The sequence below is a fragment of the Pantoea sp. C8B4 genome, from assembly GCF_051336905.1.
GTDB lineage: Bacteria > Pseudomonadota > Gammaproteobacteria > Enterobacterales > Enterobacteriaceae > Pantoea > Pantoea rwandensis_B.
On record NZ_JBGMNK010000001.1, the window covers coordinates 247,705 to 264,075 of the forward strand.

General features: G+C 53.0%; 19 protein-coding genes. 5 read left to right on the plus strand and 14 right to left on the minus strand.

Annotated features, from left to right (window positions below):
• Positions 1–18: 18 nt before the first annotated feature.
• Positions 19–756 carry an ABC transporter ATP-binding protein gene (locus ACCW76_RS01080; RefSeq protein WP_436337679.1) on the plus strand — a complete coding sequence of 246 codons (738 nt, stop codon included), beginning with the start codon at positions 19–21 and terminating at the stop codon, positions 754–756.
• Positions 757–1,012: 256 nt separating this feature from the next.
• Here ACCW76_RS01080 and ACCW76_RS01085 read toward each other — a convergent pair whose 3' ends face one another.
• Positions 1,013–1,648, minus strand: a complete 636-nt coding sequence (locus tag ACCW76_RS01085; RefSeq protein ID WP_045832032.1) for an RpiB/LacA/LacB family sugar-phosphate isomerase — start codon at positions 1,646–1,648, stop codon at positions 1,013–1,015.
• 128 nt (positions 1,649–1,776) lie between these two features.
• On the opposite strand from ACCW76_RS01085, the gene ACCW76_RS01090 reads away from it, so the two are divergent.
• On the plus strand, positions 1,777–2,106 hold the full coding sequence (locus tag ACCW76_RS01090) for a cupin domain-containing protein (protein WP_038647114.1): 330 nt from the start codon (positions 1,777–1,779) through the stop codon (positions 2,104–2,106).
• Between the two features lie 288 nt (positions 2,107–2,394).
• Here ACCW76_RS01090 and ACCW76_RS01095 read toward each other — a convergent pair whose 3' ends face one another.
• From ACCW76_RS01095 to ACCW76_RS01115, 5 genes are all read right to left on the minus strand, one after another.
• A complete protein-coding gene (locus tag ACCW76_RS01095; protein WP_436337514.1) occupies positions 2,395–2,898 on the minus strand; it encodes a protein disulfide oxidoreductase in 504 nt (167 codons plus the stop codon).
• Positions 2,895–3,620 (minus strand): DsbA family protein, encoded by a 726-nt coding sequence (locus ACCW76_RS01100; protein WP_436337515.1) that lies wholly within the window; start codon positions 3,618–3,620, stop codon positions 2,895–2,897. The genes ACCW76_RS01095 and ACCW76_RS01100 overlap by 4 nt, the downstream gene beginning before the upstream one ends.
• The gene (locus ACCW76_RS01105; RefSeq protein WP_436337516.1) at positions 3,617–5,617 is read right to left on the minus strand and encodes a protein-disulfide reductase DsbD family protein; all 2,001 of its coding nucleotides are present in this window, start codon (positions 5,615–5,617) and stop codon (positions 3,617–3,619) included. The genes ACCW76_RS01100 and ACCW76_RS01105 overlap by 4 nt, the downstream gene beginning before the upstream one ends.
• 49 nt (positions 5,618–5,666) lie before the next feature.
• On the minus strand, positions 5,667–6,017 hold the full coding sequence (locus ACCW76_RS01110) for a hypothetical protein (RefSeq protein ID WP_045832029.1): 351 nt from the start codon (positions 6,015–6,017) through the stop codon (positions 5,667–5,669).
• 198 nt (positions 6,018–6,215) lie between these two features.
• The gene (locus ACCW76_RS01115; protein WP_436337517.1) at positions 6,216–7,010 is read right to left on the minus strand and encodes an SDR family NAD(P)-dependent oxidoreductase; all 795 of its coding nucleotides are present in this window, start codon (positions 7,008–7,010) and stop codon (positions 6,216–6,218) included.
• A 292-nt stretch (positions 7,011–7,302) separates the two neighbouring features.
• Here ACCW76_RS01115 and ACCW76_RS01120 point away from each other — a divergent pair, with 292 nt between their 5' ends.
• Positions 7,303–8,160, plus strand: coding sequence for a DUF1932 domain-containing protein (locus tag ACCW76_RS01120; RefSeq protein ID WP_436337518.1), 858 nt, complete (start codon positions 7,303–7,305; stop codon positions 8,158–8,160).
• Here the strand turns inward: ACCW76_RS01120 and ACCW76_RS01125 are convergent.
• The 7 genes from ACCW76_RS01125 to ACCW76_RS01155 all read right to left on the minus strand — a co-directional run bounded on the left by ACCW76_RS01125 (position 8,133) and on the right by ACCW76_RS01155 (position 12,989).
• Positions 8,133–8,717 (minus strand): AAA family ATPase, encoded by a 585-nt coding sequence (locus ACCW76_RS01125; RefSeq protein ID WP_045814338.1) that lies wholly within the window; start codon positions 8,715–8,717, stop codon positions 8,133–8,135. The two genes, ACCW76_RS01120 and ACCW76_RS01125, sit on opposite strands and share 28 nt — an antisense overlap.
• Positions 8,714–9,151 (minus strand): PTS sugar transporter subunit IIA, encoded by a 438-nt coding sequence (locus ACCW76_RS01130; RefSeq protein ID WP_038647128.1) that lies wholly within the window; start codon positions 9,149–9,151, stop codon positions 8,714–8,716. Before ACCW76_RS01130 ends, ACCW76_RS01125 begins: the two co-directional genes overlap by 4 nt.
• A gap of 9 nt (positions 9,152–9,160) precedes the next feature.
• Positions 9,161–9,430 (minus strand): hypothetical protein, encoded by a 270-nt coding sequence (locus ACCW76_RS01135; protein WP_038647130.1) that lies wholly within the window; start codon positions 9,428–9,430, stop codon positions 9,161–9,163.
• Between the two features lie 64 nt (positions 9,431–9,494).
• Positions 9,495–10,337 (minus strand): class II fructose-bisphosphate aldolase, encoded by an 843-nt coding sequence (locus ACCW76_RS01140; protein ID WP_045814340.1) that lies wholly within the window; start codon positions 10,335–10,337, stop codon positions 9,495–9,497.
• Complete coding sequence (locus tag ACCW76_RS01145) at positions 10,324–11,691, minus strand: PTS sugar transporter subunit IIC (protein ID WP_034827290.1); 1,368 nt, start codon at positions 11,689–11,691, stop codon at positions 10,324–10,326. The genes ACCW76_RS01140 and ACCW76_RS01145 overlap by 14 nt, the downstream gene beginning before the upstream one ends.
• Positions 11,684–11,998 (minus strand): PTS sugar transporter subunit IIB, encoded by a 315-nt coding sequence (locus ACCW76_RS01150; RefSeq protein WP_034827292.1) that lies wholly within the window; start codon positions 11,996–11,998, stop codon positions 11,684–11,686. Before ACCW76_RS01150 ends, ACCW76_RS01145 begins: the two co-directional genes overlap by 8 nt.
• Before the next feature lie 10 nt (positions 11,999–12,008).
• Complete coding sequence (locus tag ACCW76_RS01155; protein ID WP_436337680.1) at positions 12,009–12,989, minus strand: 6-phosphofructokinase; 981 nt, start codon at positions 12,987–12,989, stop codon at positions 12,009–12,011.
• Positions 12,990–13,423: 434 nt separating this feature from the next.
• Between ACCW76_RS01155 and dld the strand changes: the two genes are divergently transcribed.
• Complete coding sequence (dld, locus tag ACCW76_RS01160) at positions 13,424–15,118, plus strand: D-lactate dehydrogenase (RefSeq protein ID WP_436337519.1); 1,695 nt, start codon at positions 13,424–13,426, stop codon at positions 15,116–15,118.
• Between the two features lie 99 nt (positions 15,119–15,217).
• Here dld and ACCW76_RS01165 read toward each other — a convergent pair whose 3' ends face one another.
• Complete coding sequence (locus ACCW76_RS01165) at positions 15,218–15,772, minus strand: YceI family protein (RefSeq protein ID WP_436337681.1); 555 nt, start codon at positions 15,770–15,772, stop codon at positions 15,218–15,220.
• 248 nt (positions 15,773–16,020) lie between these two features.
• Between ACCW76_RS01165 and ACCW76_RS01170 the strand changes: the two genes are divergently transcribed.
• Positions 16,021–16,371, plus strand: coding sequence for a type II toxin-antitoxin system RelE/ParE family toxin (locus tag ACCW76_RS01170; protein WP_436337520.1), 351 nt, complete (start codon positions 16,021–16,023; stop codon positions 16,369–16,371).

A 16,371-nucleotide genomic window follows, 5' to 3' on the forward strand; every position in this document is an offset into this window, starting at 1 on the left:
GGAGAGAGCATGAACGAGATGATCCGTGTGAGTCACCTTAACCTTAGCTTTGGCGAGGACGAGCAGCGCAACCAGGTGCTGTATGACGTCAATTTGTCGGTGCGTGAAGGAGAAATTTTTGGCCTGGTCGGCGAGTCTGGATCGGGGAAAACCACGGTGCTGAAATGTCTTGCCGGGCTGTTTACCCATTGGGACGGCGAGCTCGCGATTGCAGGACGAAAACGGGAGCATCGCATTGACCGTGCCCTCTGCCGCCAGGTGCAGATGGTGTTCCAGGATCCTTATGGCTCGTTGCATCCGCGCCACACCATTGGCGACATTCTGGAAGAGCCGTTGCACATTCACGGTATCGGACAACGTTCGCAACGCGTGATTGCCATGTTGGAAAAGGTTGGACTCAATCGTGCCTGGCAAACCCGCTATCCGCATCAGCTCTCTGGCGGTCAGCGCCAGCGTGTGGCCATAGCCCGTGCGTTGATTCTCGAACCACGTGTGCTGTTGCTGGATGAGCCCACCTCCGCGCTCGATGTCTCCGTGCAGGCAGAGATTCTGAACTTGTTAAGTGACTTGCAGCAGCAGGAGAACCTGACCTACATGATGGTGACGCACGATCTGGGCGTCGTGGCGCATCTGTGTCATCGAGTGGCGGTGATGCAGCATGGCAAGCTGTTAGAAACATTAGATGTGGACACCCTGGTGGGGAATGGTGCGCAGATGCCCTATACGCGAATGCTGGTGGAATCGAGCCGGGCTTAAATAATGGAAAGCATCAATTAAGCATGGGGTGATAACGCAGTCTGGTGCCGCAGCAGAGACGCTGCGGCCCGTACCCTTGCAGATGACGGAAAACTGCCTTTTTGAAAAAGTCAGTCTGGCCAGATCATAGGCTTAACTCATCGATCTTAAGAACCAAACCCCATCCATAAGATGGCTTGGTTCGATTCTGCAAGGCGCGCATTCAGGCGCACCTGCATACCCAGACAAAATTTTCTCGGCTGAACGCAACCCATCGTTACAGCAGATCACGAACAAAGCGCACGATGTCCTGATTCTGTCCGTGTTCGAACAGACACGCCTGGAAGCGAGCACCGCCAACGGCAGCTTTCACCAGTTCAGGATCCAGTGCGCGCAATGAATCAAGGTAATCTTCTTTCAGCAACGTGGCTTTCACCTGATTGAGAATGCCCGCATTACGCACCTGCGGTTCTTTACGCTCTGGCGGATAGCCTAAGCCTTTTTCGCCGGTGAAGGCTTTCTCGAAGATAAACCGTAGATTCAACTCGGCTCCCCAACCAAAACCCTTGGCGAAAGGCAGCGACAGCGCATTGCCGTTGTTAATTTGCGCGAACAGATAAGCATCGGCGGGATCGATACAGTAGCCGCACACGACACCGGGATGCAGGTTGAGCGACACCAACGCTCCTTGCCCGGTCCCACAACCTGCGACCACAAAGTCAGCCGCTTTACTGTTCAGCAACAGTCCAGCCATGATGCCGAGGTGAATATAAGTCAGATGATGATCCTGCTCGTCGCTCATGCCGACGTTAAACACCTGATGGCCGAGCGGTTGCGCGACAGTTTGCAGTTCTTTCCATACGGTTGCGTTCTTAGCGGCCTGGCTATTTTCCATCATCAAAGCGATTTTCATGATCCATCCTCAGATTAATTTGAAACACTGTTTCATTTTAATCAAGGTGCGCTAAAATGCAGCCCTGAAATGTCCCTTTCGATGTGAGATCTGTCACACATTGATGAAGTCACTGGTGAGGAAAACCGATGTTTATTTATAAAAGCGCGACGACTAAAGAAGACCTCGGCAACGGCGTGACGCGGCGCGTCATGGCCCACGGGGGGCGGATGATGGCGGTCGAAGTGACCTTTGAAAAGGATGCAGTGGGGCCATTGCATCATCACCCCCATGAGCAACTGACCTATGTGTTGGCCGGCCGTTTTGCTTTTACGATTGATGGGGTTACGCAGGAAGTCGGCGCGGGAGACACATTATATAAAGCGCCTAATGTGGTGCACGGTTGCGTCTGTCTGGAGGCGGGTACGCTGCTGGATACCTTCACGCCACAGCGCGAGGATTTTCTCGGGTCGCGGTAGATAGCGGATACACATGCAGGTGCATCTCTGGAGAGTACATGCGTTCCTGCTGGATTGCCGCTTGCCCGTTAAACGATCGGTGTTATCGCCGTCTGGGGCCGCTCATTAACTTCTGTACGTGATGTCAAAAGGCTACAAATATGGCGGGTAGCTCAGGATGGACAGGATGACAGCCGCCCCAGTGCGCAAAAAAAAAGCTGCCACTTCGAAAAGTGACAGCTTTACTAAGCAAAAGCCTTATTTGTGCGTCAATACGCTGCTTAGCGCGATCTGACACTCACTTACGCGTTAGTAAAATTTTTCAGCCCACCAAAGCCGCAATTTCAGTCCCCAGGCACTGCTCCAACCGGTGGTGGTGCTGACCACTTTGCCGCGCTCTAGCACGATAAAGGTCGGCGTCACGTTGATATCCCAGCGTTGACTCACTGCACCGTTTTCATCGTTCACCGCCGGGCCCTGCAGGCCTTTTTTCTCCAGCCAGGTGGCGACACGCTGGTCATCACCCGACCGTAGTGCCACGGTCACCACCTGCGTACCGTTCTGGCTGAGCGCAGCCACCGTGGGCGTGGTGAGTTTGCACACCCCGCACCAGGTGGCCCACACATACACCAGCACCGGCTTATCCTGACTTAACGTGGCCAGGTTAACTTCGCTATTGATCGTCGTCAGCGGCTGTTGTGCCAGATCGGCTGGCAGCTGCGGGGCGCGCAGCCAATCCATGCCCCACATTATCGCCGCGGCGATCAGCACCAGCACTGCTGCTTCACGCAGCCAGCGCTTGAGACGCATCATGGTTTCGCCTGCAACGCGCCCTTCACTGCGGCTTCCAGTTGCGCATAAGGCACCGCGCCGCTGATCAGCTCATTGCCCACCAGCGTAGCAGGTGTGCCCTGCACACCTAACTGCTGCGCCAGCGTCAGATTCTCATTGATGGTGTCGAGGCTGGCTTTACTGGGTTCTTTCAACTTGATACCGGTTTTATCCAGCGCCGCGGCAATGCTCGCTTCGTCGTGGTTGCCCTTTTTCGCCATCAAGCGCTCGTGGAGTTTCAGGAAGTTTTTAGGTTGCTGTTCCCAAACCGTCAATGCCAAACGCGCGGATGTCAAAGAGGTTTCGGCACGATACGGCAGCGGTTTTAATACTACCGCCACCTGTGGATAGGTTTTCAGCAGCTTCTCAATATCCGCATCGAATTTCTTGCAGAACACGCAGTTGTAGTCAGTGAAATACACCAGCGTCAGCGCCGGTTTTTCTGCCCCGATGCGCGGCGAGCCGGCATCATTGAACAGGGCATCGTGGTTTTTCTTCACCATCTGCGCGACAACGCTCTGCTGCTGTTTCGCCGCTTCTTTATCAAAGGCATCAGCGGCTTCGGCCAGAATTGCCGGATTCTGCACCAGCGTTTCACGAATCAGCTGTTTGATACGTGCCTCTTGTTCAGGTGTAAACGGTGCCGCCGCCAGTGCAGGCAGGGTCAGAAACATCAGGGACAGTAACAGGGATTTTTTAATCATTTTTTGGCCTCAGAGAGAGTAGAAATCACCACTTCACGACTCAGCAACGGTGACAAAATGTGGCCATGCGGCAGTGCCGGGCCGTAAATTTGGTTAAAAGGGATGGCAACGCGGTCGCGCTTGCGCAGGAATTCACCGATCGCGGGGTCAGGCTGAGTCCAGTCACCGCGCAGCAGCACCACATCATCGGCTTTCAACGCGGCGCGCACGTCAGGTTGATTCAGCACCCGGGATTTATTCACCTTGCAGGTAATGCACCAGTCGGCGGTGACATCGACAAACACGCGCTTATCTTGCTCTAGTGCCTGATTGATCGCCGCTTCTGTCAGCGGCTGCCAGTAGAGCGTTTCCTCCTCTGGCTCAATGCGCGTCATCAGGAATACCGCCGCCGCCAACGTCAGAGTGATAAACACCACTCCGGCTTGTTGCAGCGCCCGACGCTGAATTAACCAGCCACACAGCACCAGCAGCAATACACCACCCAGCACCATGGCAAAAGATTCACCCCAGTGTGGGATCAGCAGTGTGACCAGCCAGAAAGTGGCGAGCAGCATCAACAGACCAAGCAGGGTACGCAGATGAACCATCCAGCGCCCCGGACGAGGCAGGCAGCGCGCCAAACCTGGCAACGCCGCGACCAACAGCCATGGCAGGCTCATGCCGATACCTAATGCGGCAAAGAGCAACCACAACTGCGGCAAGGGTGCGGTAAGCGCATAGGCCACTGCGGTTCCGAGAAACGGTGCGCTGCACGGCGTCGCCAGTAACGTGGCAAAAGCCCCCTGACCAAAATGCCCCAGCAGCCCGCTACCGCCCTGCGTTGCCAGTCGGGTGTTAAGACCTGAAGGTAAACGGAAATGCAGCAAATCAAACAGACTGGCAGTGAAGAAGAACATCACCAGTACCATCGCCAGCAGGAAACCACTGCTCTGGAACTGGATGCCCCAGCCCAACGCCTGGCCACTCAGCCGCAGGCCGGTCATCAACGCCGCGAGCAGCAGGAACGAGAACAGGATTCCGGCGCTGGAGGCAAGAAACTGCTGCCGGGTCTGACGCCGCGATTGGCCTTGTTGCTGCACCAGACCGCTGAGTTTTATTGCCAGCACCGGCAGCACACATGGCATCAGGTTGAGGATCAATCCCCCCAACAGCGCCAGCAATATCACTGACCATAGGGTTTGTGATTTGCTATCGGAGACAAGGGGCCGAGCGCCGATGATCACCGAACTTTGCTGGGCGATACCCGCGTCAACCACCACCAGCGACAACGTTTTACCGCGCAAATCGGGTGCCGCTTCGCCCCACTCATCGGTGACCGCAACCCGCGCGCTGAGGATGTCGCCCTTCACCGTGATCTGCGGTGCAGCCAGCATGCTCCCTTGCGGATAGTCGAAAAACAGCTCAGGTTTAGTCCATCCACCCTGACGCTGAGCGCGGATTTGGAGTTCGCCATCGACGTTGCTGACGTCGAGTTGATCGGTCAAACCGCTTTCAGCGGGGATCTGCCCCATCGCCTGGGCGTAATCGCGGGCAAAATCGGGGGCAGCCTGTTGGTCGAGATCCAGAGTGAAGGGGAAATCGGTCAGAATACAGACATCGCTACAGGTCGAGAGTGTGAGCGTGCCGGCCAGTTTTTCATCTGGCACCTTTTTCAGCTCAATCGGCAGCGTGATATTGCCTTTGTAGCCTTGGGTGGTGAGCCCGCTCACGTCAAAGCGAGCAGGCGCAGGCCAATACCATGTAGCGTTGCTGGCGGGCGTTTGCCAGCGAATTTCCGGGGCCACGCCACCTTCGCCCGGCGAACGCCAGTACGTTTTCCAACCGTTTTCCAGTCGGATATCCAGTAATATTTGCGCATCAGCGCCATGACTCGCGCTGCGTAAGCGTACTTCTGCATGGCTGTTTTGTGCATTACGCAGCCAGCCAGTATCGGCAGCGTGCACTATGCTCGTGCAGCTGACCAGCAGGAGCAACAAGCTCCTGATAAAGAGATTCATCAATTTTTCTCCGGTGAATAACAAGGTTTACGCGATGGGATGCGTAGCGTTATTCCCGAAAGACGCAGAAGGTCAGATGCCGCCGCTGTACGGGCGGAAAGAGAGGCTCACGACGATAACCTGATGTGGGTTTAGACGAGAAGAGCGTGGTCAGTAAGGCGATGACCATCAACAGAAACGGCATGACGCTGTCGATAATCGGGGCCGCAGCGTGAAGTGATTTTGCGCTGATGGAGCAGATTTTTTCGCCACCGATTTGGTCGTGATCGCTGAACGACGAGGCGCTGATCTGCGCCTGAGAAGCATTGGGCAGATTAAAGCTACGCTGGGCGAGACAAAATGCCAGCACCAGACAAAGCAGTGCCAGAATCCATTTTGCGCGTTGTGCTGATTTGGTCATGCCATCGCCCCAGAGTAAAGTGCGGGCATTTTAAGCACATGCAGCAGAAACACCAAGCGTTGCTGTGTAAACTTTTGTCTGGCTGAGGTTAATCGTGGCGTTGTCGCAGCGAAGTCTATGCGCACCACTCAGCCCTAATGGGGCTTAAGAAGCACGTAATAGGTTACGCTGCGACACGGACTGGCGATTTACTGCGGATTAAACAATATCATCCACCACTCCGCCATCGACGCGCAATGCCGCGCCGGAGGTGGCCGAAGCTTGTTGCGAGCACACGTATACCACCATATTTGCCACCTCTTCCACCGTGGCTGCACGCTGAATCACCGAACTCGGACGCTGCGCCATCACAAACTCTTTCGCCAGTACTTCTAGCGTTTTTCCGGTTCGTTTGACTTCTTCTTCCATCATTGCTGCAAAACCATCTGAGATGGTGGGGCCCGGCAGCACGCTGTTTACCGTCACGCCGCTCCCTGCTGCGACTTTCGCCAGCCCACGCGCCAGCGAGAGTTGTGCGGTTTTGGTCACACCGTAATGCACCATATCCGCGGGGATGTTGCGCGCCGATTCAGAAGAGATAAACACCACGCGCCCCCAACCGCGTTTCACCATCTCCGGCAGCAAAGCGCGGGATAGTCGCACACCCGACATCACGTTGGTCTGCCAGTAAGCTTCCCAGGTATCGTCATCGGTGGCGTAGAAGTCTTGCGGGCCGTAAATTCCGGCGTTGTTGACCAGAATATCAATGGGCGGCAATCCGTTCAGCAATTGCTTTACGCCCTGTGCGCTGCCGAGATCGGCAATAAAAGTATGAATTTTGGCGCCAACCACCAATCCATTCAGCTTCTCACGTGCCCGGCTCACCGAGTCTTCACTGCGCCCATTAAGCACCACTTCGGCACCGCTCTCAGCCAATCCCTGAGCGATCGCAAAACCAATGCCGCCCGTTGATGCCGTCACTAACGCGGTTTTACCGTGCAAATCAATGTTCATAGAGTCTCCTTGATGGATGGGCAATATCATGCAAAACATCCAACAAGCCTGGTTGAGCGAGTGAAATATGCCTTGTCAAATCATGCGGTTATTATCACGACTGTGAATTAGCACAAGCGTGTCTGGCCTGCTTTCTGCCCCGCCAAATCGCCCACAGCGCCACTGCCAGCAGCAATAACCGTGCCGGACAAAACCGCTGCAGGTGGACGGTTGTATTTGCTTGCACTTCCCTAAGCACAATCTCTTCAGCGCGATCCATACTGACAGCTTGATGCCTAAAGGAGTGACCGTAATGAAGACGATTGCTATCGCCGCACCGGGCGCTATGGGCGCGGCCATCGGTGCTGTACTTGCCCGGCATGGGGCGCGGGTGATTGCTCCGCTGAGCGAACGCTCAGCCCAGTCACAACAGCGTGCCCAACAGGCCAATATCGCCAACTGCAGCGCACAGGCGCTTTGTGAGGCCGATATGATTCTGTCGATTCTGCCGCCCGAATCGGCACTCAGCTGGGCACAACAGATGGCTCCGCTTTTACAAGCCGCCGCGCATAAACCGTTGTATGTGGATTGCAATGCCATCAGTCCGGAGACGCTCAAACGAGTGGCTCAGGTGATTGAAAGCGCCGGTACCCCTTTTGCCGATGCGGCGATAATTGGCTTGCCGCCTGGCGAGCAGAATCCTTCCGGACCGCGTTTCTGGTTTGCAGGGCCACATGCCGGGAAACTGGCGCAGTTAAGTGATTATGGGTTGCGGGTGCGGGTGATGGGCGCTGAGAACGGCGCCGCTTCGGCATTGAAGATGGCTTATGCCGGGATTAATAAAGGCATCACCCTGCTGACCTCGGCGATGCTGATCAATGCCAGCCGTGTGGGTGCCGCCGATGCACTGCGTGAAGAGATGCAGGAGAGCCAGCTGGCGTTACTGAAGCGAATGGAAAAAGCCGCCCCGGATATGCTGCCAAAAGCCTGGCGCTGGGCGGCGGAGATGGATGAGATTGCTACGCTTAATCAGGGCGAACTGGCCACCGATCAACTCTATCGGGCCTTAGGGGAAATCTGCCGCCAGCTGGCTGACGATCGCCAACACGATCAACAGTTCAGCGCCTTACTGGCGGACTTCTTTCAACCTGATGCAGACAAAGCGGGCTGAGCACTCACCGGCAGCCGCAGCTGACGCTGCAACCAGGCACTCGCCGCCGCTTCATCCGGATCGGCGGCATTGAGTTGCAACACTGGCCCAAGCGCCATCGGCTGCGCCGTTTCCGCCAGCTTACGTAGCTCAGGCAGATACTCGGCACCTGGATGACCCGGCATGCGATCGGTCAGTCGTGACTGATAACGCGCTACCGCTTCGTCAGGGGTGATCGCCAGCCACAGCTCCAGCACCCGAGTGATACCCGCCTGCTCTAATCCTTGCTGCAACACTTCTTTTGGCTGGAAGCCGAACCAGGCGTCAATCAGGTATACGCAGCAGGTGGGAGCTTGCCCGACCACCTTCCAGATTGCCTGATAAGCCGCACATCCCAACTGACGGTTACGCAGGCGATCCACCGGCGCGAAACTGGCCATAAAAGGTTCTTTGAGGCTGTCCAGCGTCAGTACCGGAAAACCAAACCGTTCCGCCATAGCCCGTGTCAGGGTGCTTTTCCCCGACGCGGGAATGCCGTTGACCAGCACCACCATCTTTTCTTCAGTGTGAGAAGTCATAGGATTTCTATCACCTCCGCCACACTGCTGGCCTGACGTAACCGCACCAGCGTCTCTTCATCTTCCAATAGTGAGACAATCGCGCGAATGCCCTCTTCGATGTGCGCATTGCTGTCGCGCGCGCCGAACATGATGACGATATCGGCTTTGTCACTCCCCTCAAAAGAGATCGGCTCATCCAGCACAATCATGCTGAAGCAATCTTTCAACACGCCCGTTTCCGGACGCGCATGCGGAATGGCTATCCCTTCCTCAAACACATAATAAGCGCCGTGCGTCAGGGTATTGGCTATCACCGCCTCCGGATAGGAATCCTTCACATATCCACCGCTCACCAACGGTTGTGCGGCCAGCGCGATCACTTCGCGCCAGTCCGTGGCGCTGATCCCCACCTGAATCGCATTCGCTTCTTGCAGCAGTCGCTTAATACTCATACTGCCTCCTTAAATTGATTTGCGGATGGTATTACGCAGTTCATCAATTTTAACGAACAGCGGATCAATTTCCTGACGAAAACGGCGGCTTTTCGCAAAGATATTTAATGCACGATTATATTCCAGCATTAATTGTTTCTGCGCATCGACCGCTTGCGGATTAATAGCGAGCTGTTGTTCCAGCTCGCTAATTTTCCCACTGATGGTTTCTGCCTGAAGATCTATTTCTTGTGAATCCTGACTCTTATTATCCGAGCCCTTTTTCAAGAATCCAAACATAGCGTCTCCTGCCCCGAATGGCGCCAGGGCACCTCAGGTTTATTACGTCATGAGTGAGTCGTACTTAACGGAACAGTGAAATCTTTTCTACCAGCACATTGGTGACGGCATCATTAGCGGGTACCAGGAAGTTGCGTACGCTGTCATTCACTTTACCTTTTTCAAACGTCTGCTTGCAGTTTGCCACCCACTGCACATTCATTTCCGTGCCGACGTTCACTTTTTCGATACCGCTGCGCACGGCCAGGCGCATGTCTTCATCACTCACGCCCGTACCGCCGTGCAACACCAACGGGGTTTTGGTCGCTTCAGTAATATCGGCCAGACGCTGATGCTGAATATGCGCTTTACCGGTATACAGTCCATGTACGGTACCGATGGAGATGGCCAGCATATCAACGCCGGTTTCATCCACGAAACGCTTAGCATCATCTACGGTGGTAAAGGACGCATCGTTCATTTCGACTTCTTTACCGTCTTCTGAACCACCGATAGCACCCAGTTCTGCTTCAACCGAGACCTGCAACGGGCGCGCCATATCAATCACGCGACGCGTATTGGCAATATTCTCTTCAATCGATAAATGCGAGCCGTCATACATAATAGAACTGAATCCTGCATCCAGTGCCGTTTGAATCGCATCGAGATCTGAACAGTGATCGAGATGCAGGCACGTTGGCACATTACGGCTTTCAGATAACGAGCGAATCGCATCCACTAATAATTTATGTCCCAGATATTTCGCCGTGCCGGTTGAGATCTGAATCATTAATGGACTGTTGGTTTTCTCTGCTGCTTTAAAAAAGGCCGGTAACATTTCCAGGCAGTGCAAATTAAAGGAACCAAGCGCTTTAAATTCACGTTGTTTAGCCACCTGTAACAGATCGGTAAAGTTATAAAGTTTCATGAAGCTTTTCCTCGTGGGATTTAGGGGATTTTCCGTTAACAAACCAGGCGATCAGAGTGATAAAGACAATAAAGAGTGCGACGAACAACCAGTTGCCCTGGAACGCATGGCCCAATACCAATCCGGTACTGATGACGTCAGAGTCACTGAAGGTCACACCGGTGAAGCCGTAGCTTTCGAGCATTGGCACCAATATGGCCGGCAGGAAAGTGATGAACAGGCCATGAACAAAACCGCCAATCATCGCTCCACGACGCCCACCCAGAGCATTACCGAATACACCTGCGGTGCCACCGGCAAAGAAGTTGGTGAGCAGGCCAGGCAGAATCATCGCCAGACCGAACATGGGGAACACCAGCATGCCGACCACGGAACCCAGAGTTGTCGCCAGGAAGCCGACGATCACGGCATTCGGTGCGTAAGGGAACATCACCGGACAGTCGAGCGCGGGTTTTGCATCTGGCACCAGGCGCATCGCAATGCCACGGAACGCTGGCACCAACTCGTTGAGCAGTAAACGCACGCCGCTATACAGCACGAACACGCCGGCGACGAACTGAATCGACTGCATAAAGGCATACATCAGATAGTTCATGCCGTTGCTGTACTGGCCGATAAATTCTGGGCCTGCTGCCACTGCCGGGATCAGGTACATCGGTACCATCACCACTGCCATCGACAGATAGGTGTCCTGCAGGAACTTGAAGTTGTCTGGCAGCTTGAGATCTTCCGTTGAGCGCGAGCCTTTACCGACCACCTTCGCCACTGCCGCCGTCAGCAAGTAGCCAATGGTGCAGAAGTGCCCCAGTGCAACATCATCGGAATCCGTGATTCGGCGCACCACCGGCTGAGCCAGCGCTGGCATCACGACCGCCATAATGCCGCCGAAGATGCCGCCCGTTAGGATCAGCGGTAAACCCGTCAGCCCGGCTTTATAGCCAATCACCGCTCCGATGGTTGCCATCCACAGCAGCGCCTGACCCGTGAGGAAGATGTATTTGAACGGCGTCAGACGCGCGATGATGATGTTGACGATAAAGATCACCAACAATGTCAGCGCCACTTCTGATCCCAACTCGCGGCTTGCTAATCCGGCAATGGCGGCCACATCGGTGATATAGCCCTTCATGCCAAAACCGTGGGTGAAGATGGTATTCAGGAAGGTCAGCGTACCGACAATGATATTGATACCCGCCATCATGATTAAAAAGCCCAGCAGTGTTTTAAAGGTGCCTTCCACCACCTTACCTGCGGATTTTTTCTGCAGTAGCAGACCAATCAGAGCAATAAAGGCGATCAGAATTGATGCCTGCCCTAATAAGTCTTTTACCAGGAAGTTGATCACACTATTCATGGTTAGCAACCTTCAGATTACGTTCTTTCATAAACGCCACGATTTTTTCCTCAATTTCAGCTTTATCGGTCAGCTTGTTGAGAATAATCACCCGTTTAATTTGTTCCGGGCTGGCATCCGCGTTAAGGACATCCGCAAATGCTTTTTGAGTGAGAATCATGTCGGATTTAAAAGCATTGGCTTCTGAAATAGTGGTGTGATCAATATCCGCTTCAATTTCGAGTTTCTTTAATACGGATTTAGCACTCATTTCGATGGCGAAACTAGAACCCAGACCACATCCACAGACACATAATATTTTCAGCATGGCGTTTTCCTCACAGAATATGCAGTTGTTTAGCGAGTTTGTAATGATGCCCTTCGGTATCAACCAGGCGTTTTTTCATGCTTATAAGATCAATCGGTATCGGTCGATTACTGCCATTAATAATCACCGCTTTGTTGCGCATCCCCGACTGAATACAGCGCGCAACTTCACTGGCCATAATGGTGCCTTGATAAATCTCTTCACAGGTCGGGTCACCACTACGCAAGCCGTAACCGATAATAGTTTTACGAATTCGTACCCCTATCAGCGGCTCAATCTGTTTAATTAAGGTATCAATCGCACCCTGAAAGCCCGGCGAGTATTCGCGGGTGTAGCCTTCAGAGCAGAGAATCACCACGCTGTTCTGCGCGGCAAGCCGCTGCGTGATGCGTTCTGCCAGTTCTTGCGCCGGGATCTGGCACTCCGGAATCAGCGCGAAATCAGCATTGGATTTGATCGCCGATTGCAGCGTCAGTTCGCCACAATAGCCGCCGAGCAACTCAACCATAAATACACGACCGGTTAACGCGCGGCCGGTATTTCTTAATTTCGATACTTCTTTTAAGACTTGCTCACAAGCGGTAGAGAAACCAATGGTGTAGTCACTGCCAAAAACATCATTATCAATGGTCATGCCTACACCAAAGCAATTCACGCCGAATTCGCTTAATGTATGTAAAAACTGTAATGAGCCATCACCCCCGGCCATAATTAATACATCGATGCGCAGCGATTTGAGTTGTTTGGCGATCAGCTCATACTCAGGGCGAATTAATTTTCGCGTGGTTCGTCCAGATTGCATTACGGGAATTGAAGTGATGGCATAATCAACCAGATCGCGCTGCGACATTTCCTGATGGCGATTTTCTAATAAACCGGGAATGCCGCCATTAAATAACACCATATCCGCCTGCGTCATACGTGATATCTGAAACACAAAGTTATTTATTCCGGTAACATCGCCACCGCTTATCACTATGCCAATTCTCATTGTCATCACTCCGTATGCTGCGCGTCTGACATTCATTCTTCCGGTGAACGGCTTTTCTATTTGCAACGAAGATCACATTTTTGCCATGTATTTCATTACTCGTAACGTTGACAAGCATGAATAACCATTGTTTTTTGTGATATTAATCACATTGCGAATTTTGCCCGTTATTTAATAAAACCAATAAAATCATTTAGTTATATTTATTTAACCGTAGAATACACACCGAACCTGCCATCGCTTTTTCATCTGAATTTCTTTCGATCTGAATTGTGATTGCCCACGCATTTTTATCAGTTCGCCGACTTTCTCCACGAAGGATAAAGGGATAATGATTCAGTGCGTTATTTGTTGATCAGTACCGATGAATGATTGACGTCACGTTTATCTGGCTGTCCAATATCGCAGCAAATAAATGACAAAGAAGAGAAAACATGACCAACTCGCAGGAGATGTTGCGTCAGCTCGCTGGCATAGTGGGCGGCAAACAAGTATTGACCCATGCCGATGATAAAGCCTGGTACACCAAGGGATTTCGTGTCGGTCGCGGTGAGGCACTGGCAGTGATATTGCCGCAAAACTTGCTGCAACTGTGGCAAAGCCTAAAGGTATGCGTGGCACAGGACGTCATTATTTTGATGCAAGCCTCGAATACCGGCGTGACCGGCGGCTCAACCCCGGATGGCAATGATTATGACCGCGACGTGGTGATCATCAGCACCCGCCAGCTCAAGGGCGTACAGGTCATCGATCAAGCGCGACAGGTCATCGCCTTCCCCGGTACCACCCTGACCGAACTGGAGCACACGCTGCAACCGTTGGGACGCGAACCGCACTCGGTGATTGGTTCCAGCTGCATTGGCGCTTCTGTCGTGGGAGGCATCTGTAACAACTCGGGCGGTTCACTGATTCGCCGGGGCCCCGCCTTTACTGAAAAATCACTGTTTGCCCGTATCCATGATGATGGGCGCTTAGAGATGGTCAATCACCTTGGTATCGATTTAGGTGATACGCCGGAGGCGATGCTGAAGAGTCTGGCTGAGCAGCAGTATCAGACCGGCGACCAGGCCGATTGGGACGGCAAAATCTGGGCTGATGATTACGCCGACCGTCTGCGGGATGTCCGCGCTGATTCCCCTGCGCGCTTCAACGGCGATCTACGTTATCTGCACGACAGTTCTGGCAGTGCAGGAAAAGTGGTGGTGTTTGCTGTGCGGCTGCCCACCTTTGAAGCGAGCGCGGGGAGCGACACCTTTTATGTCGGCACCCATGATGAGAGTGTTTTGGTGGCGTTACGCCGTTTTCTCCTCACCGAAATGAGCGAACTGCCGCTGCAGGCAGAGTATATTCATCGCAACGCGTTCGATTTAACCGTGCGATACGCCAAACATATGTATCTGGCGATCCGTAAATTCGGTCCACAGGCCATTCCGAAGATGATGGGCAATAAAGCGAAATGGGATGTCCGTGTCAGTCATCTGCCTTTCCTGCCACGCAATTTTGTTGATCGGGCGCTGCAATGCTTTAACCAGCTCACACCCAGCTTTATTGCCCCGCGCATCATGGCTTATCGCGACGAATATCAACATCATCTAATGATCAAAGTCGATGCGCAGCAGACCAACGAATTGCATACGTTGTTGCAGCAATTTTTTGCCGGGCATCCCGGCGGCTTTTTCCATTGTGATGCCCGCGAAGGTGCAGATGCATTCCTGGTGCGTTTTGGCGTAGGCGGGTGCACCATCTCTTATTGTGATGCGCTGGGTTATAACCCGAACGAAAGGCTGGTGGCCTTCGACGTGGCGTTGCGCCGCAATGACGATGCCTGGCGCTTAACCTTGCCGGATCACTTAGCGGCACAGGTGCAGGTCGATTCCTGCTGCGGGCACTTTTTCTGTTATGTGAATCATCAGGATTATGTGCTGAAGGAAGGGGTGGATGCGAAGGCGTTTAAAGAAGCGGTCAAAGTCTATCTTGAACAGCGTGGTGCGAAGTACCCGGCTGAGCATAATGTGGGACATCTCTATCAGGCATCGTGCGAGCATGTGGCGCACTGGAAGCAACTGGACCCCACCAACAGCTGCAATCCGGGTGTAGGCAAGACCAGTAAGAAGAAGTATTGGGCGTAAAGGCAGATCCAAAGAGCGCCTCATTTTTAGCTGAAACGCATCCTGACGCTGGTGCAGGGTCAGGATGCGTCACCTTGCTTTACTGGTACGCCGTGCGAATTACTTCGCGTATGCCTCGGTAGAAAGGGTCAGCGTCACATCATCGCTCACGGCTGGAACATACTTATCCAGCTTAAAGTCCGAACGTTTAATCACGCCCGTGGCGTCAAAACCAATCGCCTGCTTCTTCACCATCGGGTGCATGCCCTGTTGATTCAGCGTCGCGTGTAGCGTGATCGGCTTAGTGATGCCTTTCAGCGTCAAATTGCCTTCCACATCAAACTTATTGTCACCCTTCACCACCACTTTGGTGCTGTGGAACATGGCTGAAGGATATTTGGACGTATTGAAATATTCCGCACCGAGGAACTCTTTGGTCAGCGCGGGCACATGCGTATCAATCTGGGAAACCGGCAGCGTAACATCCACGCGCGATTGCTCTGGATGAGCCTTATCGAACACCAGCGAACCTTTGCTGTTCGGGATGTCGGCCGTTGGATGGGAGAAACCGAAGTGCGTCCAGGTCACGATAACCGAGGTATGCGCGGGGTCGAGGTCATAATGCATTGCCGCAGCCTGAGAAACAGGTGCATACAAAACAGCGGCTGCCAACATTGGCAAGACTAAACGGGTAACGTTTTTCACTCAGAGTTCCTTTTAGATCGGCAGAATCTATTGAGTGTCTCGAAATCCCGGACTGAGGAATAGTGAAGAGATTTGCCCGTGACCTTCAAATATATTCAAAAATATCAGTATGTAATGGTTTACACAGGTGAAAGTATTTTGCACTGATAGTGTTTAATTGCATCCATAGCCTATTAGCTATAACATGTGCTATAGCTAATAGGCTATAGGATGGCGATATGTGGGAAATACTAACAACGGATGTGTTTGACGAATGGTTCCTCGCGCAACATGAAACCTTACGTGAAGACGTGTTAGCCATTATGGGAATTTTAGCAGAAATGGGGCCGCAGCTTGGACGACCATATGTTGATACCCTCAAGGGATGCAAATTTTCGCACCTTAAAGAATTACGTATTCAGCACGATGGTAAGCCGATTCGAGCATTTTTCGCCTTTGATCCTGTGCACCGTGCGATCGTGTTATGTGCCGGAGATAAATCAGGCGTGAATCAAAAACAATTTTACCGGAAAATGATCAGCATGGCTGAGGCCGAATACCGCCGGCATTTAGTGCAGATGGAGGGATAA

What these genes read in the sequence shown, in the direction of transcription:
- ACCW76_RS01095 (WP_436337514.1), bottom strand. Translation starts at nt 2,898, where the DNA reads ATGATGCGTCTCAAGCGCTGGCTGCGTGAAGCAGCAGTGCTGGTGCTG.
- ACCW76_RS01150 (WP_034827292.1), bottom strand. Translation starts at nt 11,998, where the DNA reads ATGCTGAAAATATTATGTGTCTGTGGATGTGGTCTGGGTTCTAGTTTC.
- ACCW76_RS01140 (WP_045814340.1), bottom strand. Translation starts at nt 10,337, where the DNA reads ATGAAACTTTATAACTTTACCGATCTGTTACAGGTGGCTAAACAACGT.
- ACCW76_RS01120 (WP_436337518.1), top strand. Translation starts at nt 7,303, where the DNA reads ATGAAGACGATTGCTATCGCCGCACCGGGCGCTATGGGCGCGGCCATC.
- dld (WP_436337519.1), top strand. Translation starts at nt 13,424, where the DNA reads ATGACCAACTCGCAGGAGATGTTGCGTCAGCTCGCTGGCATAGTGGGC.
- ACCW76_RS01145 (WP_034827290.1), bottom strand. Translation starts at nt 11,691, where the DNA reads ATGAATAGTGTGATCAACTTCCTGGTAAAAGACTTATTAGGGCAGGCA.
- ACCW76_RS01090 (WP_038647114.1), top strand. Translation starts at nt 1,777, where the DNA reads ATGTTTATTTATAAAAGCGCGACGACTAAAGAAGACCTCGGCAACGGC.
- ACCW76_RS01105 (WP_436337516.1), bottom strand. Translation starts at nt 5,617, where the DNA reads ATGAATCTCTTTATCAGGAGCTTGTTGCTCCTGCTGGTCAGCTGCACG.
- ACCW76_RS01135 (WP_038647130.1), bottom strand. Translation starts at nt 9,430, where the DNA reads ATGTTTGGATTCTTGAAAAAGGGCTCGGATAATAAGAGTCAGGATTCA.
- ACCW76_RS01100 (WP_436337515.1), bottom strand. Translation starts at nt 3,620, where the DNA reads ATGATTAAAAAATCCCTGTTACTGTCCCTGATGTTTCTGACCCTGCCT.
- ACCW76_RS01080 (WP_436337679.1), top strand. Translation starts at nt 19, where the DNA reads ATGATCCGTGTGAGTCACCTTAACCTTAGCTTTGGCGAGGACGAGCAG.
- ACCW76_RS01125 (WP_045814338.1), bottom strand. Translation starts at nt 8,717, where the DNA reads ATGACTTCTCACACTGAAGAAAAGATGGTGGTGCTGGTCAACGGCATT.
- ACCW76_RS01170 (WP_436337520.1), top strand. Translation starts at nt 16,021, where the DNA reads ATGTGGGAAATACTAACAACGGATGTGTTTGACGAATGGTTCCTCGCG.
- ACCW76_RS01115 (WP_436337517.1), bottom strand. Translation starts at nt 7,010, where the DNA reads ATGAACATTGATTTGCACGGTAAAACCGCGTTAGTGACGGCATCAACG.
- ACCW76_RS01110 (WP_045832029.1), bottom strand. Translation starts at nt 6,017, where the DNA reads ATGACCAAATCAGCACAACGCGCAAAATGGATTCTGGCACTGCTTTGT.
- ACCW76_RS01155 (WP_436337680.1), bottom strand. Translation starts at nt 12,989, where the DNA reads ATGAGAATTGGCATAGTGATAAGCGGTGGCGATGTTACCGGAATAAAT.
- ACCW76_RS01130 (WP_038647128.1), bottom strand. Translation starts at nt 9,151, where the DNA reads ATGAGTATTAAGCGACTGCTGCAAGAAGCGAATGCGATTCAGGTGGGG.
- ACCW76_RS01165 (WP_436337681.1), bottom strand. Translation starts at nt 15,772, where the DNA reads ATGTTGGCAGCCGCTGTTTTGTATGCACCTGTTTCTCAGGCTGCGGCA.
- ACCW76_RS01085 (WP_045832032.1), bottom strand. Translation starts at nt 1,648, where the DNA reads ATGAAAATCGCTTTGATGATGGAAAATAGCCAGGCCGCTAAGAACGCA.